Source organism: Solwaraspora sp. WMMD1047 (assembly GCF_029626155.1).
In the GTDB taxonomy this organism is placed as follows: Bacteria; Actinomycetota; Actinomycetes; order Mycobacteriales; family Micromonosporaceae; genus WMMD1047.
Genome location: NZ_JARUBL010000001.1, coordinates 7158728 through 7180589, shown reverse-complemented (window position 1 = coordinate 7180589; position 21862 = coordinate 7158728). Strand labels below are relative to the sequence as shown.

15 protein-coding genes and 1 pseudogene are annotated in these 21862 nt (G+C 74.4%); 8 read left to right on the top strand and 8 right to left on the bottom strand.

What is annotated here, in order from left to right; all coding sequences use genetic code 11:
- Positions 1-43 precede the first annotated feature (43 nt).
- Positions 44-1423 carry a UDP-N-acetylmuramoyl-L-alanine--D-glutamate ligase gene (gene murD / locus O7627_RS32860; protein ID WP_278097313.1) on the bottom strand — a complete coding sequence of 460 codons (1380 nt, stop codon included), beginning with the start codon at positions 1421-1423 and terminating at the stop codon, positions 44-46.
- A gap of 176 nt (positions 1424-1599) precedes the next feature.
- Positions 1600-2868, bottom strand: a complete 1269-nt coding sequence (locus O7627_RS32855) for a polysaccharide biosynthesis protein (protein ID WP_278097312.1) — start codon at positions 2866-2868, stop codon at positions 1600-1602.
- Between the two features lie 179 nt (positions 2869-3047).
- Between O7627_RS32855 and O7627_RS32850 the strand changes: the two genes are divergently transcribed.
- The 4 genes from O7627_RS32850 to O7627_RS32835 are packed head-to-tail and all read left to right on the top strand — an operon-like array spanning position 3048 to position 6658.
- Positions 3048-3803, top strand: a complete 756-nt coding sequence (locus O7627_RS32850; RefSeq protein WP_278097311.1) for an FkbM family methyltransferase — start codon at positions 3048-3050, stop codon at positions 3801-3803.
- 1 nt (position 3804) lies between these two features.
- Complete coding sequence (locus O7627_RS32845) at positions 3805-4557, top strand: class I SAM-dependent methyltransferase (protein ID WP_278097310.1); 753 nt, start codon at positions 3805-3807, stop codon at positions 4555-4557.
- A gap of 28 nt (positions 4558-4585) precedes the next feature.
- Positions 4586-6463 (top strand): hypothetical protein, encoded by a 1878-nt coding sequence (locus O7627_RS32840; RefSeq protein WP_278097309.1) that lies wholly within the window; start codon positions 4586-4588, stop codon positions 6461-6463.
- Between the two features lie 36 nt (positions 6464-6499).
- Positions 6500-6658 (top strand): hypothetical protein, encoded by a 159-nt coding sequence (locus tag O7627_RS32835; RefSeq protein WP_278097308.1) that lies wholly within the window; start codon positions 6500-6502, stop codon positions 6656-6658.
- Between the two features lie 28 nt (positions 6659-6686).
- Here the strand turns inward: O7627_RS32835 and O7627_RS32830 are convergent, their stop codons facing one another.
- Positions 6687-7877, bottom strand: coding sequence for a glycosyltransferase family 4 protein (locus O7627_RS32830; RefSeq protein ID WP_278097307.1), 1191 nt, complete (start codon positions 7875-7877; stop codon positions 6687-6689).
- A gap of 149 nt (positions 7878-8026) precedes the next feature.
- On the opposite strand from O7627_RS32830, the pseudogene O7627_RS32825 reads away from it, so the two are divergent.
- A pseudogene (locus tag O7627_RS32825) lies at positions 8027-10414 on the top strand (alpha-(1->3)-arabinofuranosyltransferase); the annotation flags it as partial.
- A gap of 1868 nt (positions 10415-12282) precedes the next feature.
- On the opposite strand, the gene O7627_RS32820 reads toward O7627_RS32825, so the two are convergent.
- Complete coding sequence (locus tag O7627_RS32820) at positions 12283-13503, bottom strand: acyltransferase (RefSeq protein WP_278097306.1); 1221 nt, start codon at positions 13501-13503, stop codon at positions 12283-12285.
- A gap of 137 nt (positions 13504-13640) precedes the next feature.
- Between O7627_RS32820 and O7627_RS32815 the strand changes: the two genes are divergently transcribed.
- Positions 13641-14966: a porin PorA family protein gene (locus tag O7627_RS32815; protein WP_278097305.1), complete on the top strand. Its 1326-nt coding sequence runs from the start codon at positions 13641-13643 to the stop codon at positions 14964-14966.
- 116 nt (positions 14967-15082) lie between these two features.
- Here the strand turns inward: O7627_RS32815 and O7627_RS32810 are convergent, their stop codons facing one another.
- Both O7627_RS32810 and O7627_RS32805 read right to left on the bottom strand, forming a co-directional pair.
- Positions 15083-15838: a class I SAM-dependent methyltransferase gene (locus tag O7627_RS32810; RefSeq protein WP_278097304.1), complete on the bottom strand. Its 756-nt coding sequence runs from the start codon at positions 15836-15838 to the stop codon at positions 15083-15085.
- A gap of 52 nt (positions 15839-15890) precedes the next feature.
- Complete coding sequence (locus O7627_RS32805; protein ID WP_278097303.1) at positions 15891-17579, bottom strand: DUF885 domain-containing protein; 1689 nt, start codon at positions 17577-17579, stop codon at positions 15891-15893.
- A gap of 165 nt (positions 17580-17744) precedes the next feature.
- Between O7627_RS32805 and O7627_RS32800 the strand changes: the two genes are divergently transcribed.
- A complete protein-coding gene (locus O7627_RS32800) occupies positions 17745-18725 on the top strand; it encodes a DMT family transporter (RefSeq protein WP_278097302.1) in 981 nt (326 codons plus the stop codon).
- Here the strand turns inward: O7627_RS32800 and O7627_RS32795 are convergent.
- The gene (locus O7627_RS32795) at positions 18693-19766 is read right to left on the bottom strand and encodes a PHP domain-containing protein (RefSeq protein ID WP_278097301.1); all 1074 of its coding nucleotides are present in this window, start codon (positions 19764-19766) and stop codon (positions 18693-18695) included. The two genes, O7627_RS32800 and O7627_RS32795, sit on opposite strands and share 33 nt — an antisense overlap.
- A gap of 35 nt (positions 19767-19801) precedes the next feature.
- Here O7627_RS32795 and mtnA point away from each other — a divergent pair, with 35 nt between their 5' ends.
- Positions 19802-20794 (top strand): S-methyl-5-thioribose-1-phosphate isomerase, encoded by a 993-nt coding sequence (gene mtnA / locus O7627_RS32790; RefSeq protein WP_278097300.1) that lies wholly within the window; start codon positions 19802-19804, stop codon positions 20792-20794.
- Between the two features lie 6 nt (positions 20795-20800).
- Here the strand turns inward: mtnA and O7627_RS32785 are convergent, their stop codons facing one another.
- Positions 20801-21793, bottom strand: coding sequence for a prephenate dehydrogenase/arogenate dehydrogenase family protein (locus tag O7627_RS32785; protein WP_278097299.1), 993 nt, complete (start codon positions 21791-21793; stop codon positions 20801-20803).
- Positions 21794-21862 lie beyond the last annotated feature (69 nt).

Below are 21862 nucleotides of genomic sequence, written 5' to 3'. Positions count from 1 at the left end.
AGATGGAAAGTCCCGCTACCGGGGGCGGAACCGTGCCTTTTCGTCAGTTGATCGTTTGCCCCGGCGGTGCGGTCTCCTCGATGGCCTGGCGGAACACGCGGGAGCGGTGCGCGTAGTTGTCGAACCGGCCGTAGCTGGGCGCCGCCGGGGAGAGCAGCACCACCCCGCCGGCCGGGGTCAGCTCCCGGCCCAGCCGGACCGCCGCGACCAGGTCGTCGGCGTCGACAGTGGTGACGGTGGGGACGCCGCCGACGGCCGCCAGGATCCGCGACCCGCTGTCCGGCACCCCGATCAGGGTGGCGACGATCTTCTGCTCGGCCAGGAAGTCCCGCAGCGGCCGGTAGTCCACCCCCCGGTCCTCGCCCCCGACGATCACCGTCAACGGCCGGTCCGCGTACGCCTCGATGGCGTGGATCGCCGACTGCGGGATCGTCGAGAGCGAGTCGTCCACGAAGGTGATCCCGGACGGGTCGGCGATCGGGGTGAGCCGGTGCTCCAGGGCCGGCGCGGTGCGGGCCGCGGCGGCCAGCCGCTCCCGCTCGGCGACGCAGTCGACCCCGACCGCCGCCAGCGCGCCGAGCGCCACGCAGAGGTTCCACTCGTTGTGCCGGCCGACCAGCGGCAACGCGGCTCTTGGGAAGAGTGGTTGGTCGGCGTGGTGCACCCAGCGTTCGCCGTCCGGGCCGGGCGCGACGTGGAACGACTCGGGCACCCCGGCCGGCCGCAGCGGCAGCCCTGGTCGGGCCGCCAGCTCGGCCGCGAGCCGCTCGTCGTGCGCGTTGAACACCACCTGGCCCGGCCCGTGCCCGACCAGGTTCAGCTTGTGCCGGTAGTACGCCGCCTCGTCACCGGCCCAGTCCAGGTGCTCGGGCACCAGCGAGGTCAGCGCCGCCACCCGGGGCGAGTCGGCCAGGTCGGCGCACTGGTACATCGACAGTTCCAGGACGTAGAGCGGCGCCGGTGGCAGGTCCAGCACCGGGATGCCGATGTTGCCGCCGATCACGTTCGGCCGGTCCACGGCGGTCAGCAGGTGGGAGATCAGCGTGGTCGTCGTGCTCTTGCCCTTGCTGCCGGTCACCCCGATGGTGGCCGGGGCGTGCTCGGCCATCCAGAGCGCGGTGCCGCCGGTGATCGTCACCCCGGCCGCGCGCAGCTCCACCACCCACGGGTGGGTCTCGCCGATCACCGGGGAGCGGACCACCACGTCGCAGCCGAGCAGGATCTCCCGCGCGGCCGGCCCGGTGTGCAGCGGCGCAATCTCGGCCAGCCGGCCCGTCCACGGGGTCGCGGCGAACGTCTCCCGGTCCATCACGGTGACCAGTTCGGCCGGCCCGACCGGAGCGATCGCGTTCACCGCGGCCACCCCCTCGCGCCCGGTGCCCCACACCGCGACCCGCCGTCCGCGCAGCTCAGACAGGTGCAACCCACCGCTCCTTCACTCCCGGTACGCCCGCACTCTAGACGACCGTTCTCCGCAACCGCCGCCGATCACCCGCTCGCCGCCCCACCCGGCCGACGCCGTCCACGCCGTCGTCGGAGGACTCCGGCGACGAGGTGAACACCAGTTACGCTAAAACCGCGCCGTAGGGTAACTGGTGTTCACCTCGTCGAGGGCTGAGGCGCCGGGAGCGGGGCAGGCGCCCGCCGCGCGCCCGGTCGGACGGTCAGCCAGAACAGCAGCGCGACCGTCGCGGCGGCGGTGAGCAGTGCGCAACCGAGCACGCCCGCGATGGTGTGCGGGGCGACCAGCACCGCCCCCGCCGTCAACCCCACCACGCCCACCCACAGCGGGCCGGCCGGCCGCCGGGCGCCGGCCGCGATCTGGGCGTTCACCAGCACGAAGGCGAGCGCGTACAGTGCCCCGGTGGCGGCGAAGAACGGCGCGTACCGGGCCAGGTCGGCGTAGTCCGGGCCGCCGGCCAGCCGGAACGCCAGCCCACCGGCGACCGCCGCCGCCGTCACCAGCACCATCCCGCACGCCGCCACCAGGGCCAGCGCCACGGTCCGGGTCCGCCGGTCGCCACGCGCCAGCCGGGGCAGCGCGAGCACCGTGACCACCTGCGGCGCCCAGAGCGCCCCCTTGGTGAGAACCCCACCGACCGCGTACGCCCCGGACTCCGCCGCCGGCAACAACTGCCGGGCCAGCAGTAGATCCGCGTACGAGATGACCAGCATCGCCAACGTCGCGCTGCTCGCCGCCCCCACCTGTCGCGCCGTCATCCGACTACCAGCGGCCGCACCCGACGGTTCCGGAACCCTGTCCTGTCCGGCCGCGAGCCGGGCGAGCACCGGCAGGGCGAGACAGCCGACCAGCACCCCGACAACTACCGAACCGACCAGTCCGGCGCCGAGCAACAGACCGGCGATCACACCGCCGTAGCGGACGACGGCGAGCAGCGCCATGCCGGCGGCCAGTCGTACGAAGCGCTGGTCCCCCTGCAGCTCACCGAGCCAGCGGCCGGCCAGCACCACCGCGACGGTCAGCGCGGCCAACGCCAGCACCAGCGCCACCGGCAGTCGCAACGCCTTGACCAGTACCGGAGCGGCGAGAACCAGAACCCCACCGGCCGCCCCGGCCGTCCGGAGCGCGACACGAGTGGTCGACGTGACGCCGTGCTTGGCGCGGTGTACCGCGACGGCCAGTTGCAGCCCGAGCCCCGGCACCCCCGCGATCGCGCCAACGGCCAGCGCCGTGGCCAGTGCGCCCAGTTCGGCCGCCGGCAGCGTCCGCGCGCCGACCATCGGAACCAGATAGGCGAGCAGGTTGACAAGCACGCTGGAGACGGTGACCGCAGCCCCGACCGCCCCGAGGCGGCGCACCCCCGCGACCCCGCCGCGCCGGCCCCCGTGCGGTTGCGCCTCGGCCACGCCTACGTTTTCCGGGCGCTCATCAGCCACGGCCCACCAACCGTGACGATGCGCGAAATGGGCCGTACTGGCGGGGCGGGCGGCGCCGCGCCGCGCGGCTGCGGAACACGCCGCCATTGTGCCGGACGGCCAGCCCCGGTACTGCCCCGGTGGCGTCGTACCGGCTAGCCTCTCGCGGCATGACCAGTGCCGCCGGCCTGCTGACCCGGGCCAGTTCCCGGCTCGCGGCCGTCCTGCCCGAGCGGCTCACCGCCGGTGCGATCCGCGCCGTCTATCCCCGCGTCGAGCCGGAGCTCGCCCGGCTCGCCAGCTTCGCGCCGGCCGGCGGCACCGCCGTCGACGTCGGCGCCTGGTACGGACCATGGACCGCCCGGCTGCGCCGCATCGCCGACCGGGTGGTGGCGGTCGAGCCCAACGCCCAGCTCGCCGACTGTGTCCAGGCCGCCTTCCCCGACGTCCGGGTGGTCCGGGCCGTGGTCTCCGACCACACCGGCCAGGCCGAGCTCCATCTGCCCGCCGGCGGGCCCGCGGTGGGGACCTCCTCCATCGAGTACGGCGACGGGCCGTCGATAACCGTGCCGCGTACCACCATCGACGCGCTCGGGCTGACCGACGTGCGGTTCGTCAAGCTCGACGTCGAAGGCCACGAACTGCCGGCGCTGCGCGGCGCCGCCGAGACGATCCAGCGGGACTCGCCGACCCTGCTGGTCGAGGTCGAGGAGCGGATCCAGCCGGTCGAGCCGATCGTCGACCTGCTGCGCGGCTGGGGCTACCGCGGCTTCGTGCTGCCCGACCGGGACTGGCTCCCGCTGGACGGGTTCGACCTGATCGGCCACCAGCGGGACAACCTCGCCCGGGTCCGGCAGAGCTTCGCCCGCCGGGTGCTGCTGCCCCGCCCCCGCTACGTCAACTCGGTGCTGTTTCGGAAGGACTGAGATGAGTACGACGGTGACCCCGCCCGTCCCGCACCGGGCCGACCTGGCCCGCTCGGTGCGGCTGTTCCGGGCGTTCCGCAAGGAGCAGACCGACCCGGACCACTTCTACGGAATGCTCGCCGAGGACACCGTCGGCCAGCTGCGGTCGTACACGGATCTGGACGGGGCCGTGGTGGTCGATGTCGGCGGCGGCGCCGGGTACTTCGCCGACGCGCTGCGCGCCGCGGGTGCCCGGATCGTCTGTGTGGACTGCGACGCCGGTGAGATGTCCGCGCGGGGCGGCGCGATGCCGGCCGGTGGGGTGCTCGGCAGCGCGCTCGAACTGCCGTTGCGGTCCGGATCGGTCGACGTCTGCTTCTCCTCGAACGTGTTGGAGCACGTGCCCGAGCCGGTCCGGATGGCCGACGAGATGGTCCGGGTGACCCGGCCGGGCGGCACCATCTATCTCTCCTACACCAACTGGCTCTCCCCGTGGGGTGGCCACGAGACCTCCCCCTGGCACTACCTGGGCGGGCACCGGGCGGCGCAGCGTTACCGGCGGCGGCACGGTCGCCCCCCGAAGAACGTGTACGGCGAGAGCATGTTCGGCGTCTCCGTCGCCGAGATGCTGCGCTGGGTACGCGGCCAGGACGCCGCCGAGGTGGTGGCGGTCCTGCCCCGCTATCTGCCCCGCTGGGCCTGGCCGATCGTCCGGGTCCCGGCGGCCCGCGAGGTGCTCACCTGGAACCTCGTCATCGTCCTGCGCAAACCTTGACGTGCGGGGCCGACCGAGCATGCATCCGGTGCGGGGCTGGCTGAGCGCCCCCGGCGTGCGGGAGCGGCTGCCGCTGCACCTCGCCGCCGCCGCGGTGACCGTGCTGGTGCTCGGGCCGGCGGTCGGGCCCGGCTATCTGCTCCGCTACGACATGGTGTTCGTGCCCCGCCAACCGCTGCGCGACGACCTGATCGCCTCCGCCGACGCGCTGCCCCGGGCGGTGCCGCAGGACACGGTGGTGTCGCTGGCCAACCTGGTCGTACCGGGCTGGCTGCTGCAGTGGATCGTGCTGGTGGCGGTGCTCTGGTTCGCGGCGGTCGGCGCCGGTCGGCTGGTGCCGGCCGCACGCACCCTGACCCGGCTGGTGGCTACCGTCGGTTACGCCTGGACCCCGTTCCTGGCCGAGCGGCTGCTGCTCGGCCAGTGGGGCCTGCTGCTGGCGTACGCGGCGTTGCCCTGGCTGGTGGCGGCCCTGCTCGGGCTGCGTACCGGGCAACCGGGCGCGCTGCCCCGGTTGGTCGTCGCCGCCGCCGCGTCCGCGATTACCCCGACCGGCGGAGTGCTGGCGCTGCTCACCACCGCCGCCCTGCTACCCGGCTCCGGTCGCCCAGCCCCGGTGCCGCCGAGCCCGGAGACGGCCGGTCCGGAGGCGGCCGGTCCGGAGGCGGCTGATCGGGTGCCGGCCGGGCCGACGCCGGCCGGTCCAGGGCTGGCCGGCCGAGGGCTGGTCGGTCGGGTGCTGGCCGGGCCGGGGCAGGCCGTGGTGGCGCTCGGGGCGGTGCTGGCGCTCAATGCGCCCTGGCTGGCCGCGGCGGCGGTCACCACGGCCGGCGGGCGCTCCGACCCGGACGGGGTGGCCGCGTTCGCCGCCCGCGCCGAGAACTGGGCCGGCCCCTACCTGGCGCTGGCCGGTACCGGCGGCATCTGGAACGCGCAGACCACCCCGCTCAGCCGGGGCTCGGTCTTCGTCCCGCTGGTCACCATCGGGTTGCTCGGGCTGGCGGCGGCCGGGTTCCCGCTGCTGCGCCGCCGGTGGCAGGCCGGGTCGGCGACCCGCTTCGCCGGGCTGGCGGTTGGCGTGTTCCTGCTCGCCGCCGCCGGCACGCTGCCCGGCGGCGGGGCGGTGCTGCGCTGGCTGGTCGCCGAGGTGCCGGGCGCCGGGCTGCTCCGCGACGGGCAGAAGCTGCTCATCCCGTACGCGGGATTCCTGGTGGTCTGTGCCGCGCTCGGCGCGGAGCGGGCCGTCGCCCGACTGCGCCGGCCCGGTGACCGGATCGCGCTGGTCGGGCTGGTCCTGCTGCCGGTGGTGGTGCTGCCGGATCTGGCGTTCGGGGCGGCCGGGCGGCTGCGGCCGGCGGGGTACCCGGACGACTGGCGAACGGTGGCGGCGGTGGTGCGGGCTGAGCCGGGTCCGGTGCTTTCGCTGCCATTGAGCATGTACCGGTCCTACCCCTGGAATTCCGGCCCGGTGGTGATCGACCCGCTGCCCCGGTACCTGCCGGTCGAGGTGCTCACCGACGACACGCTGCTCGTCGGTGACCTGGTGGTGGCCGGCGAGAACCGGCGGGTGGACCGGATCCGTGACCTGGTGGCCGGCGGCGGGTCGATCCGCGAGACCTGGGTGCGCTGGGTGGTCGTGCAGCACGGCGTCGGCGGGACGGTGCCGCCGGCGGCCCTGGCCGGGCTCCGGCCGGTCCACCTCGGACCGGATCTCTCCCTCTACGAGAACCCGGCTGCCGGCGGACCGGCGGGCTCGGTTGGCGAGTCGGCGCCGGCCCGGCGCCCGGCGCTCTGGCCGATCGCGATGCTGGGCACCGGCCTCGCGGCGGTGGTCCTGGCAGGTGCGCTCGGGCGGCTGATATACCGCGCCCGACGACGCCTGTTCCGCACGCCTACTCCGTGGTAACGTGCCGCGACGAGCATCGACCTAGGAGGGTTTCAGATGCCCAAACCAGTCACCTTGCTGCTGGCCGGCGTGGTCGGGGCGGTACTCGCTCTGCTGGGTGTGGCGGCGCTGGCTCCGAACCTGACGATAAGTGTCGACTCCGCCGCCAACGCCGAGGACGGCCCCCGCCAGCCGGAACTCTACGGCGACCGGTAACGGCGCCGGATGCCCACCGGCCGGCCCGTCACGGTGCCAACCGAGCGGTGGCCGGAGCCGGCACCGGTTCGCCGGCCAGCACCGTCACCAGCCCGGCGAACCGGGCACCCGCCACCGGCCAGGTGAAGGTCGCGGCGTGGGCGCGGGCCGCCTCGCCCATCGCCAGCCGCCGGACGTCATCGGCAAGCAGTTCCCCAACCCGGGCCACGAAGTCGTCCTCGTCCGCGGCGAGCAGCCCGGTGACCCCGTCCCGGATCGCCTCGGCGACCCCGCCCGCCGAGCGGAACGCCACCGCTGGCGTGCCCGCCGCGCCGGCCTCCACGATGGTCAGCCCCCAGCCCTCCTTGAGCGAGGGAGTCAACGCCAGCCAGGCCGAGGAGAGCAGCGCGTGTTTGTCCGTGTCCGTCACGTACCCGGTGAACCGGACCCGGCCGGCGATGCCCAGCTCGCCGGCGACCTGCCGCAGCCGCTCCTCCCACCAGCCCTGACCGGCCACCACCAGGCGGATCGTCGGGAATCGCGGCGCCAGTTCGGCGACCGCCCGCAGCGCCAGCTCCACCCGCTTGTGCGGCACCAGCCGACCCAGCACTATCAGGGTCGGCTCGGTCGCCCGGGGGGCGGGGCGGCCGACCAGCTCCGGGGTGCCGTTGTGGATGACGGTCACCCGGGCCGGGTCGACACCCAGCCCGGCCAACTCGTCCCGGGTGGCGGACGAGACCGTCACGTACCGGCACCGCCGGTAGACCCGGACCGCCAACCGGGATTCGATCCACCAGCCGATCCGGGCCGCCCGCGCGCCGAGCACCACCGGCCACTGTTCCCGGTGTACGTGATGGACCAGGGCGATCACCGGACGTCGGGTGTAGAGCGGACAGAGGAACGGCAGTCCGTTGCCGACATCCACCACCAGGTCAGGCATCCCGTACGGACGCCGGGCCACCGCCCCCAGCCCCAGCCAACCGGCCAGCCAGGCGACCGCGGCGCGCAGGTAGACGGTGTGTCGGCCGCCCCGGCGCAGCAACCGCACGCCCGAGCCGGTCAGCTCCTCGCCGGCCGCGCCCGGGTACGCGGCGCAGAGGACCGTGACGCGATGACCCCGGCTGACGAGTTCGGCGGCGACCCGCTCGACGTAGACCTCGGAACCGCCGCCCTCCGGGTTGCCGGTGTCCCGCCAGTTCAGGAAGAGCACGTGCCGTCCGGGGGTGTCAGAGCTGCGCACGGCCACTCCTACTGCCGAGTAATGTTCACGACCGCGCCACACTATGACCCGCCGGACCGGAAGGCAACGGGTCACCGGCGGACCATTTCGGACGGCCCGATCAAGGGGTGGCGCAGCGTGATCGGGCGGCGGCGGAACCGGGAGATGCGATGACGACGGCGGTGACCGCCCCGGACGGCGGCCGGGTGAAGACCCGCCGCCCACCGTTCCAGGCCGTCCCCGTCGAGGCGGCCGACACGGTCTGGCGGCTGCGTACGGCGGCGGTCTGTGTCGCGCTCACCGCCCTGGCGTTCCTGCAGGAACCCGGCCTGGTCGCGATGGACACCAAGGTCGACCTGGCGGTCAACCCGGTCGGCTGGATCGAACGTTCGCTGCACGTCTGGAACCCGGACGGCACCTTCGGCCAACTGCAGAACCAGACCTACGGCTATCTCTGGCCGATGGGCCCGTTCTTCCTGGCCGGCGACGCGCTCGGCGTTCCCGCCTGGGTGGTGCAGCGGCTCTGGTGGGCGCTGCTGCTCTGCGTCGCCTGCACCGGCGCGATCACCCTCGCCGGCCGACTCGGCATCGGCACCCCGGCCACCCGCATCGTCGGCGGCGTCGCCTTCGCCCTCTCCCCGCGGATTCTCACCGAACTCGGACCGATCTCGGTCGAGGCCTGGCCGAGCGCGGTCGCCCCCTGGGTACTGGTGCCGCTGATCGGCCTCGCCCGCGGCGGCTCGATCCGCCGCCCGGTGGCCTGGTCCGCGCTCGCCGTCGCCTGCGCCGGCGGAGTCAACGCCACCGCCGTCCTCGCCGTCGTCCCGCTGGCGGTGCTCTGGCTGCTCACCCTGCACCCGCTCCGCCGCCGGCTGACGGCGATCGCCGCCTGGGGCCTGGCCGTCGCCGCCGCCACCGCCTGGTGGCTGGTGCCGCTGCTGGTGCTCGGCCGCTACAGCCCGCCGTTCCTGGACTTCATCGAGACCGCCCAGGTGACCACCCGGGTAACCGACCTGGTCACCGTCGCGCGGGGCGCCAGCCACTGGCTCGCGTACGGCCGGTCCTGGGACGTCGGCTCCCGGCTCGCCACCGAGCGGACCCTGATCGTGGCGACCCTGCTGGTCACGGCGGTCGGCCTGGCCGGCCTGGCCCGGCGCGGCATGCCGCACCGCCGGTTCCTGGTCACCGGCCTGCTGGCCGGCCTGGCGATGGTCGCCTTCGGGCACGTCGGCGCCGTCGACGGCCTGCTGGCCGAGACCCAGCGCTCCTTCCTGGACGGCGCCGGCGCGCCGCTGCGCAACGTGCACAAGTTCGACGTGGTGCTCCGGCTGCCGCTGGTGCTCGGCCTGGTGCATCTGCTCGGCGTGCTGACCCGCAGCGCCCGGGTGGCCGGCCCCGGCTGGCACCGGGCCCGGCAGCGGGCCGTCTTCGTGGTCAGCGCCGCGCTGGCCGGCATCGCAGTGGTGGCCAGCCCCGCGCTGGCCGGCGGGCTGCCCCCGACCGGCAGCTTCGCCGCGGTACCCGACTACTGGCGGGAGGCTGGCGGCTGGCTGGACGACCGGCTCGGCCGGGACCGGGTCCTGGTGGCGCCGGCCGCCCGGTTCCCGGGCTACCGGTGGGGCGCGCCGGCCGACGAGATCACCCAGCCGCTGCTGGAGAGCTCCTGGGCGGTCCGCAACTCGATCCCACTCACCCCGCCGACCACCATCCGGCTGCTCGACGCGGTCGAGACAACGCTCGCCACCGGCGCCGGCTCGGCCGGCCTGGCCGACCTGCTGGCCCGCTCCGGTGTCCGGTACCTGCTGTTCCGCTCCGACCTCGACTACGGCGCGTCCCGGGCGGCCCGGCCGCTGGTCGTCCGGCAGGCGCTGGCCCGCTCACCCGGGCTGCGGCCGGTCGCCGCGTTCGGGCCGACCGTCGGCGGCGGCGCCCGGCCGGGAAACTACCCCGACCAGGGCCTCGACGTCCCGGTCCGGGCCCTTGAGGTGTACGAGGTGACGCGCCCCGTCGCCCCCGTGGTGGCGTACGAGGCGAGCGCCGTCGGCACCGTGGTCGGCGGCCCGGAGTCGCTGCTCGACCTCGCCGCCGCCGGCCAGCTCGGCGCCGCACCCACCATCCTCGCCGGCGACCTGGCGGCGGCCGAAGGTCTGACCACCGGACCGGTGGCGACCACCGACGGGCTGCGCCGCCGGGAGGTCTCGTTCGGACTGCTGCACGACAACACCTCGGCCACCGTCGAACCGGACCAACGCTGGCTGCTCGACGCCCCCCGGCACGACTACCTGCCCGACTGGGGTGACCGGCACACCACCGCGGTCCGCTACCACGGCATCGCCGGGGTGACCGCCTCCAGCGCCTGGTCCCAGCCCCACCCGCTCACCGGCGCCCGGCCGGCCCACCATCCGTACGCGGCAATCGACGGTGATCCGACCACCTCCTGGCGGACCAGCCCGGGGGCGCCGATCCGGCAGTGGCTGGAGGTCGAGCTGGCCCAGCCGACCCGGATCGGTCAGGTGCGGATCCGGTTCGACACCGACGCCGACATGCTGCCGACCGAGGTCACCGTCCGCAGCGGACCGGAACAGTTGACCGTCGACACGTTCGACGGCGAGTTGACCGTGCCGCTGCCGGGCGTGCACGCCACCAGCCGCCTCCGGGTGATCATCGAGAACGCGGTACCGATGCGGACCGGGCAGGGCCGGGTCGGCATCGCCGAACTGGAGATCCCCGGGGTGACGGCGGAACGGACCCTGGTGGTGCCACCCGCCCCCGCCACCGGGAAGCCGGGACCGGTGGTGCTCTCCGCGGCCCCCACGACCCCGTCCTGCTTCTTCCTTGACGACGGCCAGCCGCGCTGCGCCAGCGGGGTGGCCCGGGCCGCCGAGGACGGCCGGCTGATCGACCGTACGGTGACCCTGCCGGCCGGCGCCGACTACCAGCCCGCGCTCTGGGTGCGCCCGCATCCCGGTCCGGCGCTGAGCGCCCTGCTCGACGCCGAGGCGGCGAAGTCCCGCCCGCTGGGTCTGGCGCCCCGGGTGACCGCCTCCTCGACCCGGCTGCCCGACCCGGTGGCCCGGCCGGGCGCCATCCTGGACGGCGACCCGGCCACCGCCTGGTGGGCGGCGACCGACGATCCGAGCCCCTGGCTGAAGCTGAACTGGCTGACCCCCCGCACCATCACCGGCCTGCGGCTGACCACCGCCGACCCGGTGGCGGGCGGCCGGGCCTGGCGGGTCACCGTGATCGGCGACAACGGGGTACGCGGCGGGGCGGTGGCCCCGGACGGGACGGTCACCTTCGACCAGCCGTTGCGGACCGACGAGATCAGCATCCTGTTCCGCAACTCGACCCCGGCCCGCTCGGTGGACCCGTACCGGCGGTGGACCGAACCGTTGCCGCTGGCCGTCGGCGAGGTCGCCACGCTGCCCGCCGCCGGGGTCGCCGAGCCGGACCTGGACCGGCCGGTGCCGCTGCCCTGCGGAACCGGACCGACGATCGAGGCCGGCGGCCGGTCGATACCGACAAGCGTCACCGCGACCCGGCGCGACCTGCTGGAACTGCGCGAGGTCCGGGCCGAACCCTGCTCGACCGAGCAGACCGGCGACCCTGAGCGGGCAGGTCGGACCGGCGGGACCGAGCCCGCGAAGCCGGACCCTGACGCCACGCCGGTGGTCACCCTGCCGGCGGGCGAGAACCGGTTGGTGGTCACCGGCGCGGATCTGGTGAGTCCGACCCGGCTCGCGCTCGACCCTGGGCCGGTACCGGCGGCGCTCCCGACCGCACTGCGGATCGACCGGTGGTCGGCCACCGACCGGAAACTGCGGGTCGACGCCCACCCGGCCGATCGCGTGATCGCGGTACGGGAGAACCACAACCCCGGCTGGCAGGCCACTGTGGCCGGCGAAACCCTCACCCCACTGGTGCTGGACGGCTGGCAGCAGGGTTGGGTGCTACCCGCCGGCATGGTCGGCGAGGTGCGGCTCCGGTTCACCCCGGACCGCCCGTACCAGATCGGGATGCTGGCGGGGGCCGGCGCGCTCGGCGCGGTTCTGCTGCTCGCCCTGCTGCCGGACCGGCGCTCCGGGTCGCCGGCAGGTGCCCCCGCGTCCGGGTCCGGCCCGGCGGATGCAACCGCGCCGGCCGCCTCGACCGGCCGAGCCGGGCGCCGACGGCGATGGCCGGTGCCGGCCCTGTTGGGGGCGGTGGCGCTGCTGGTGGTCGGCGGGCTGACCGCCGTCGCGGTGGCGGTCGCCGGGGTGCTGGCGGTGGCGGCGGTCGGCATGTTCGCCCGCTACCTGGACGAGACCGACCGGCGCCGGCTGGCCGAACTCACCCGGTTCGTCGCCTGGATGGCGCCGGTGGCCTGCTTCGTGCTGGCCGGCTGGCTCTCCCTCGACCACGCCGACCGGCACACCGCGGCGGCGCCTCAGCTCGCCGCGCTGGCGGCGGCCACCACGCTCTGGTTCTCGGTCGCCCGGCCGGCCCGGTCGGTCGTGCTGCCGGCCCGCGGCCGGCGGGGCGACGTCCCCCACCGCATCAGCGGCCGTTCCAGCAGGTAGTAGCTGACGGCCGCGAACACCACCGCGCCGGTCCAGGTCATCAGGTATATCCGGACCGGATTGCCGGTGAAGTACGCCCGCCCCTCGACCCGGTAGATCATGTCCAGCACGAACGGGTGCCAGAGAAACATCCCGTACGAGAGCGTGCCGAACCAGCGCACCGGCGCGGACCCGACGAGGGTCGAGGTCCGGGTGGTGGGTCCGAAGATGAGCGGGATCATCACCAGCACCGCCACGGCCAGATACAGCCCCAGCTGCGCGGCGAACTCGCCCGCGGTCGGCGCCACCAGGCCGCGCGGCCCGGTGACCGGGGTGGTCGCCACCGCGAGCAGTCCGACGGCGATGCTCCAGCAGGCCAGCGGGGCGCAGCCGAGCCGGTCGAGAATCCCCCAGGCGCGCGGCGCGGTGCCGGTGCGCAACGCCACGTGCGCGGTAGCCAGCGCCATCCCGGCGGCGAACCAGGCCGCGTACGACGGCAGCCACATGATGTGCAGGCCGGTGTCGAGCGCCCCGGCGCCCATCGCCACCAGCCAGCCGATGGTGATCAACAGCCCGATGCCGGTGGCCGCGAGGGTCCGTGCCGGCCGCCAGCCCCGGCCGGTCAGCGCGACCGCGACCAGCGGCAGCAGCAGGTAGAACGCCACTTCGGTGGCGAGGCTCCAGGTCTGCCCCAGGCCCCGCCGGATCTGCCCGATTTCGTAGATCTGGGTCAGCGTCAGGTGCCGCACCCAGTCGCCGAGCGGGGCCGGCCCGTCCTCCCGCAGCACGGTCAGGCAGACCGCCACCACCAGCCAGTACGCGGGCAGGATCCGCAGCGCCCGCCGCCAGTAGTAGCGGCGTACCCCGGGCCGCGGTGCCGCGCTGGCGGCGGCCTTCGCGTACGGCCGGAACAGCAGGAACCCGGAGAGGACGAAGAACAGGGCGACGGCGAAGTCCATCATGGCGATCCAGCCGCCCCAGGACTCCCGGGTGATCACGCCGGTGATGAACCCGACGTGCTGCCCGATCACCGCGGAGGCGCCCAGCACCCGCACCCCGTCCAGCGCGGCCAGCCGCGGCAGCGGGGGTATTTGAACTGCGAGAGACATCAGGCGTCCAGGGGGTCGCGTACGAGGTGACTGGAGAGTAACCTGCCGCCATGTTAATGGCGTGTTCGAGGCGTGTCAGGGACATGTTCGATCGCGGGGGCGGGCGCTAAGCCAACGTCGTTGTGTGGGGAGGACCAGTGAAGCGGTTCGTCGGTGCCGTGCTGTTCGGCCTTGGCGTCCTGTTGCTCATTTTCGCGATCGCACTGCCGGTGTACGTCACCCCGGCGGTCAGTCAACTGCCGTACGACCTGGACCGGTCGACCTCGGTGGCGGTGTCGGAGGACTCGACCTACCTCCGGATCGCCTCGGGTCAGGCCAACATCGAAACCGGCAGGCTCACCTCCACCGTGGAGGTGCTACCACAGGCGAAGCTCACCCGGGAGAAGATGACCGGCGACCTCGCGGGAGAGGCGATGGTCTGGAGCGTCTACTCCCAGGTCCGCACCCTTTCCGACGCGGTGGTGAGCGGCTACAGCACCGAGTTCGCGCTGGATCGACGGTCGGCGGCGACCGTCGACTGGGACGGCGAGTGGCTCGACGACGGGACCGAGCAGCCGGCCAACTACGACGGTCAGGTGTACAAGTTCCCGTTCGACACCCAGCGGACCGACTACCAGGTCTTCGACCGTGATCTCCGCAAGTCCTTCCCGGCCACCTTCCAGGAGGTCACGACCGTCGAGGGTGTCGAGGTCTACCGGTTCGAGCAGGTGGTGCCCGAGCAGCCGCTGGTCGTCTCCGACAGCAGCCTGCAGGTGCTGCTGGCCCGGTTCGCGCCGGGCGCCACCGGCGGCCAGGTCGTCTACCGCAACACCCGCAACTACTGGGTCGAGCCGGTGACCGGCGTCTACGTCGACGTGCAGGACCAGCCGTACAAGGAGTTCCGGCCGGACGGCGGAGGCGCGCCGACCGTGCTGCTGGACGCGGACTTCCGGTACGACGCGGCCACCGTGCAGGCCAGCGCCGACCGGGCGAAGGAGAACTCGGCGTCGATCACGCTGGTGTCGCGTACCGCGCCGATCGGACTCGGGGTGCTGGGCGCCGTGCTGCTGCTGCTTGGTGGCTGGCTGGTGCTGTCCGGCCCTCGTCCGCCGGCCCCACCGGCCGAGCCGGGCGTGGCCGGTGACGACCCGCAGCCGGACCAGCCGGCCTCGACGGCTGGGACCCCCGCCGCCCCGGCCGACATCGCCGAAACCCGGGAGGACCTCGCCGCCGACCGCAAGCCAGACCCGGTGCCGGCCGGCGCGGACGCCGGGCGACGCGGTTCCGCCGACGCCGCGGCGGATGCCCGGACCCCGACGGACAGCGAGGTGGACGACGAGGCGGACGAGGCACGTACGCCGGCCGGGGTCGGGGCCGGAGTCGGCCGTTCGGGCGGTGACGGTCCACTCAACGACGTGGTGCCACCGGCCTCCACCAACTGGGTGAACGGCTCCGTGCCCACGCGCGACCAGTCGCGGGACTGATTCGGCAACGCACCGCGCCACGGCTCCCGGCCAGCTTCGCCGGCCGGGAGCCGCCGCGTCGAACGCGGATAGCCGGCGCCGCGTCGAACGCAGGTCGCTGGCCCGGCGAGGACAGCTCAGTGCCGGACGGCCTGGATGACCAGGATGGACGCCAGTGACGACCGGTGGCAGATCAGCGCCTCCAGCCAGGTCAGCGCCGCCGGGATCTCGTGGAAGCGGGCACCGCGCACGATGGTCGGCTCGAAGCCCTCGCGGCGCATCAGGTCGACGAGCGCGGTCCGGTTGAACAGCCGCAGGTGTCCGACCGGGAGGGTGCCCTTCTTCAACCGGCGCAGCGGCCCGGCGCCCACCTCGGTGGAGCGGCTGGACGTCTCGTAGAAGATCGGTTGCACGCCGGCGAGGAAGAGCAGCCGGTTGTACCAGGCCTGCAGGTTCGGCGTGGTGACCAGCAGGTGGCCGCCGGGGCGCAGCACCCGGGCGCACTCCTCCAGCAACCGGTCGGGGTCGTAGAGGTGTTCGATGACCTCGGCCGCGTGCACCACGTCCAGCGAGGCGTCCGGCAGCGGGATGCCCTGGTCGAGGTCGCACCGGTGGAACTCGTACGGGAGCCGGGAGGCGGCGGCCAACTGGTCGGGCGAGTAGTCGATGCCGACCCAGCGCACCGGCACGTCGCCGACCAGCCCGGCGAGGTGCGCCAGGAAGCTCCCGTCGCCGCACCCGACGTCCAACACCTCGACCGGGTCACCGCCGCGGCCACCGGCAAGCTCGGTCACGGTCGTGGCGAGCAGCCGACCGGCGACGATCTGCCGGTGGCGCAGTGGCATCGTCTCGGCGCCCCAGCCCTGGGTGCTGTAGTAGTCGATCGGCGGCACGGCGCAGAGCATAGACCTGCGACGACCGGCCCGCCGGCCGGCCGGGCCAGGGTCAGAGGCGGCCCAGGGCGGCGCGGAGCGGGTCGAGACCGAGGGAGCCGAGGTTCAGTGCGTCCCGGTGGAACGCCTTCAGGTCGAAGTCGGCGCCCTTGCGGGCCTTCGCGTCGTCGCGGGCCTGCAGCCAGATCCGCTCGCCCACCTTGTACGACGGCGCCTGTCCCGGCCAGCCCAGGTAGCGGTTCAGCTCGAAGCGCAGGATCTCGTCCGGCACCCGGCAGTGCGCCCGCAGGAACTCCCAGCCCAGCTCCGGGGTCCACCGCTGCCCGGGGTGGAACCCGAACGGGTTGTCCTGGGGGATCTCCAGCTCCAGGTGCATGCCGATGTCGACGATCACCCGGGCGGCCCGGAACGCCTGCCCGTCGAGCATCCCGAACCGGTCGCCCGGGTCGTCCAGGTAGCCGAGGTCGTCCATCAGCCGCTCCGCGTAGAGCGCCCAGCCCTCGCCGTGGCCGGAGCACCAGCAGAGCAGCCGCTGCCACCGGTTGAGCAGGTCCGCGCGGACCTGGGTCTGGCCGACCTGCAGGTGGTGGCCGGGGGCGCCCTCGTGGTAGACGGTGGTCACCTCCTGCCAGGTGGAGAACTCGGTGATGCCCGGCGGCACCGCCCACCACATCCGGCCGGGCCGGGCGAAGTCCTCGCTCGGTGCGGTGTAGTAGATCCCGCCGTCGCTGGTCGGGGCGAGGCAGCATTCGATCCGGCGGACCTGTTCGGGGATGTCGAAGTGGGTGCCGTGCAGTTCGGTGATCGCCTTGTCGGCGAGCGCCTGCATCCAGTCCCGGAACGCCTCCTTGCCCTGGATCTTGCGGGCCGGGTCGCCGTCCAGCGCCGCCACCGCCTCGTCGATGGTCGCGCCGGCACCGACGATCCGGCCGGCCACCGCCCGCATCTCACCCTCCAGCCGGGCCAGCTCCTCGAACCCCCAGGCGTACGTCTCGTCGAGGTCGACCCGGGCACCGAGGAAGTACTGCGAGGCCAGCTCGTAGCGCTCCCGGCCGGCGGCCTGCTTCTCCCGGCCGAGGGGGGCCAGTTCGGTGCGGAGGAACTGGGCGAAGCCGGCGGTGGCGGCGGTGGCGGCGGCGGCGCCCCGGCGCAGCTCGGCGGCGAGCGTGCCGCCCTCGGCGGCCTCGCCGGTGGCGATCAGCCGGTCGACCAGGTCGTGGAAGACGTTGTCGCCGAGCGGGTCGGTCCAGGCGTCGCACTGCTTGGCGACCTCGACCATCTGGGCCCGCGGGCTGACGTGGCCCTGGCCGGCGGCCTGCCGCAGGGTCGTCTTGTACGCCTCGACGGCGCCGGCGAACTGGCCGAGCCGGGCGGCGATGTTGCGCACCGCCGGTTCGCCCTCGCTGGGCATCAGGTCGAAGACCTGGCGGATGCTGTGCAGCTCGCTGGAGATCACGTTGAGCTCGCTGGTCACCTCGCCGGCGGCGTACCGGACCTGTTCCAGCCCGATCCGTTCCTGCATCGCCTCCTTGGCGGTGCGTTCGGCCTCGGTGTCGGGTTCGACGTGGTCGAGATCGGCGAGCAGCCGCCGGTCCAGTTCGGCGCGGGCGGCGAAGCCGTCCGGCGACAGATCGCCGAGCTGGTCGTCGTAGCCGCTGATGCCGACGTAGGTGGCGCCGGTCGGGCTGAGTGCCGCCCAGTCGGCGACGTACTGGTTGGCGAGGTCGTCGATTCGTCCCACGGGCTGACGATACGGGAGTGGCGGGCCGGCACGCTGGCCCGAAATCCGCTTCGGGCCGGTGGTATCACCTGTCTGGGATGTCCCCGGCCGAGGCCGGTGTGGCCCCGAACACGCCGGCCGAAATCCGCGCGACAAACGTCGTACCCCAGGAGAAGAGTGTCAGGGGTGACAGCCGCTACCGCACCTGACAGTCCCGGGGTCGCCGTGCGCGACTGGTTCCCCGGCTTCCTCGCCCTCGCGGCGATCTGGGGTTCCAGTTTCCTCTTCATCAAGGTGGCCGTCGACGAGCTGCACCCGATCTACGTCACCCTCGGCCGGGTCGCCTCCGGGGCACTGACCGTGCTGGTGGTGCTCGCGGTGTTACGCGACCGGCTGCCCCGCGACCCGAAGCTGTGGGCGCACACCGCGGTGATCGCCGCCGTGGGGGTGGTCGTCCCGTTCACCCTCTTCGGCTACGGCGAGCAGCGGATTCCGTCGCTGCTCGCCGGCATCTGGAACGCCACCACGCCGCTCGTCGTGCTGCCGCTGGCGGTGCTGGTCTTCCGCACCGAGCGGATGACCGCCCGTCGGGCGGTCGGCATGGGGCTGGGCTTCGTCGGCGTGCTGGTGGTGCTCGGGGCGTGGCACGGGCTCGGCGGGGCCGAGTTCACCGGCCAGTTGATGTGCTTCGGCGCGGCGGCCTGCTACGGGGTGGTGATCCCGTACCAGAAGCGGTTCGTCGCCGGTCGGCGCGAGTCCGGGGTGTCGCTGGTGGCGGCCCAGTTGGTGGTCGCCACCCTCCAACTCCTGGTGCTGGCCCCGCTGCTGGCCGGTGCCCCGCCGGCCCCGACCGACCTGTCGCTGGCGGCGGTCGGCAGCCTCCTCGCGTTGGGGGTGCTCGGCAGCGGCCTCGCGTTCGTCATCCACATGCGCAACATCCGGTTGGCCGGGGCGAGCACCGCCTCCATGGTCACCTACCTGGTGCCGATCTTCGCGGTGGTGATCGGTGTGCTGGCGCTCGACGAGCACCTGACCTGGTACCAGCCGGTCGGCGCGCTTATCGTCCTGCTCGGGGTGGCGATCTCGCAGGGGACGCTGTCCCGCCGCCGGCCGGTCCCCGCCGCACCGGCCCGGCTAGCCGGCGTGGGCGCCGGTCCAGGCCAGTAGCTGGTCGGCTGGCCAGGTGTTCACCACCCGGTCGGCCGGTACCCCGCACAGCGCCGCCCGCTCACAGCCGAACCGCTGCCAGTCGAGCTGACCCGGGGCGTGCGCGTCGGTGTTGATGGCGAACCGGCAGCCCGCCTCCACCGCCAGCCGCAGCAGCCGCTTCGGCGGGTCCTGCCGCTCCGGCCGGGAGTTGATCTCCACCGCCTTGTCGTGCTCGGCGCAGGCGGCGAAGACCGCGTCCGCGTCGAAGTCGCTCGGCGGCCGGGTCCGCCGCCGGTGGCCCTTGTCGCCCGGCCCGGTCACCCCGGCCGGTCGGCTGGTGACCATCCGCCCGGTGCAGTGCCCGAGGATGTCCAGGTGCGGGTTGGCGATCGCGGCCAGCATCCGCCGGGTCATCCGGGCCTTGTCGTCCTTCAGCCCGCTGTGCACCGAGCCGACCACCACGTCGAGCCGGGCCAGCAGCTCCTCGTCCTGGTCCAGCGACCCGTCGGCGAGGATGTCCACCTCGATCCCGGTGAGCACCCGGAAGCCGGGCGGCAGGGCGGCGTTGAGCGCCTCGACGTGGTCGAGCTGCCGGCGCAGCCGGGCCGCCGTCAGGCCCCGGGCCACCGTCAGTCGGGGGGAGTGGTCGGTGAGCGCCAGGTACTCGTGGCCCAGCTCGACCGCGGCCAGCGCCATCTCCTCGATCGGCGAGCCGCCGTCGGACCAGTCGGAGTGGGTGTGGCAGTCACCCCGCAGGGCGGCCCGCAGCGCCGCCGCCTCGGTGTCCAGGTCGGTGCCCTCGGTGGCGGCCAGCCGCCGCAGGTAGACCGGTTCCTCACCGGCCAGCGACTCGGTCACGCAGCGGGCGGTGACGTCACCCACCCCGGCCAGCTCGGTCAGGGTGCCGGCCGCGGCCCGCTCGGTCAGCTCGGCGGCCGGCAGCGCGCCGAGCGCGGTCGCGGCCGACCGGAACGCCTTCACCCGGAAGGTCGCCTCGTTCGCCCGCTCCAACAGGAAGGCGATCCGGCGCAGGTCGGCGATCGCGTCCCGGGCGGTCATGGGGACACCCTATGACCGCCGTAACCTGTTGTCGCATGCGGACCATCGACTGGGTGGACGGCGCCGTCGAGCTCATCGACCAGACGGCGCTGCCGGACCGACTCAGCACGCTCCGGTTGGAGACCGTCGAGGAGCTGGCCGACGCGATCGGGCGGCTCGCCGTACGCGGTGCTCCCGCGCTCGGCGTGGCCGGCGCGCTCGGGGTGGCGCTGGCGGCCCGCCGGCACGGCTCCGACCCGGAGGCGCTGGCGGCGGCCGTCCGGCGGCTGGCGACCGCCCGCCCGACGGCGGTGAACCTGGCCCTCGGGGTGCACCGGGCCGCGGGCCGACTGCCCGACGGCCCGGACGCGGTGCTCGCCGAGGCGCTCGCGGTCCGCGACGAGGAGATCGCCGCGTCGGAGGCGATGGCCCGCCTCGGGGCCGACCTGCTGCTGGAGCTCTGCGGCGACCGGCCCCGGCTGCTCACCCACTGCAACACCGGCGGGCTGGCCACGGTGGTCGGCGGCACGGCCCTCGGCGCGGTGCTCGAACTGCACCGGCGCGGGGTGCTCGACTCGGTGGTGGCCAGCGAGACCCGCCCGCTGCTGCAGGGCGCCCGGTTGACGGCCTGGGAGCTGGACCGGGCCGGGGTGGACTTCCGGGTGGCGGTGGACGGCGCCGGGCCGTTTCTGATGGCCCGGGGCGAGGTGGACGCGGTGGTGCTGGGCGCCGACCGGATCTGCGCGAACGGGGACACCGTCAACAAGATCGGCAGTTACGCGCACGCGCTCGGTGCCCGGCGGGCCGGCATCCCGTTCGTGGTGGTGGCGCCGGAGTCGACGGTCGACCTGGCCACCGCCACCGGTGCCGAGGTCCAGATCGAGGATCGGGGTACGGCCGAGGTGCTGACCCGCCCGGACGGCGCCAGCGTCGGCCCCGCCGGCACCCGGGCGGCCAACCCCGCCTTCGACGTGACCCCGCACGACCTGATCACCGCGATCGTCACCGACCGCCGCGTGATCCGGCTGGACCGGGGCGAGCGGCTCTGACCGTCGTTATCCCGGCGCCGGTCGGACGGCGGTGACCGTGCGGCGGTCGGCGGCGACGCCGGTCAGCCAGCCGCCGGCCCGGCCGAGCGTCAGCAGCGCGTCCGGGCCGGCCGGCAATTCGATCGCCGGGCCGGGCCGGGGCGGCCAGGCCGCCCGGGCGGCGGTGCCCGGAGTCAGCCAGTCGCGCAGCGCGGCGATCGGCTCTGCGGCGTCCAACGCCTCCCGCGCCCCGGTCAGCGCCGCCAGCACCGCGTCCAACGCCGGCCGGACGGCCGCCGCGTTGCCGCCGCACATCGCGGCGATCAGGTCCGGTCGGGTGGCCGCCACCCGGGTGCCGTCCCGGAACGACCCGGCGGCCAGCGTCCCGGCCAGCGGGTCGTCGGCGGTGCTGGCGGCCAGCGCGGCGGCCAGCAGGTGCGGCAGGTGGCTGATCCGGGCCACCGCCCGGTCGTGCTCGTCGGCGGTGGTCGGCACCACCCGGGCGCCGAGGCCGGTGACCAGCGCCGCCAGCTCCAGCCAGTCGGCCAACGGGGTGCCCGGCTCCAGGCAGAGCACCCAGGCGCAACCGGTGAAGAGCGTCGGATCGGACGCCGCGAAGCCGGAGGTCTCCCGGCCGGCCATCGGGTGCCCGCCGACGAAGCCGGCCAGCGCGCCGTGCCGGTGCCGCAGCCGGGTCTCCACCAGGTCCCGTACCGGCCCCTTGACCGAGGTCACGTCGGTGACCAGGCCCTGGTAGCCGGTCGCCGCCAGCTCGTCGAGCACGGTTCCGACGGCCGGCAGCGGGACCGCGATCACCACCAGGTCGGCGTTGGCGACGGCGTCCCGGATCGTGCCCGCGACCTGCCAGCGGGCCGGCGCGGGCGCCTGGGCGGCGGCGGTGCGAGCGGTGGCCCGGGTGGCCGGATCGGCGTCGTGACCGAGCACCCGGTGCCCGGCGGCGGCGAGCGCGCGCAGCGCCGAACCGCCGATCAGCCCGAGCCCGATCACCGCGATGTCCACGCCGGTGACTCTCGCACACCGGACGGCCGGAATCGCGCAGCTCCCCACCGCGCCCGGCGTCCGGAACCG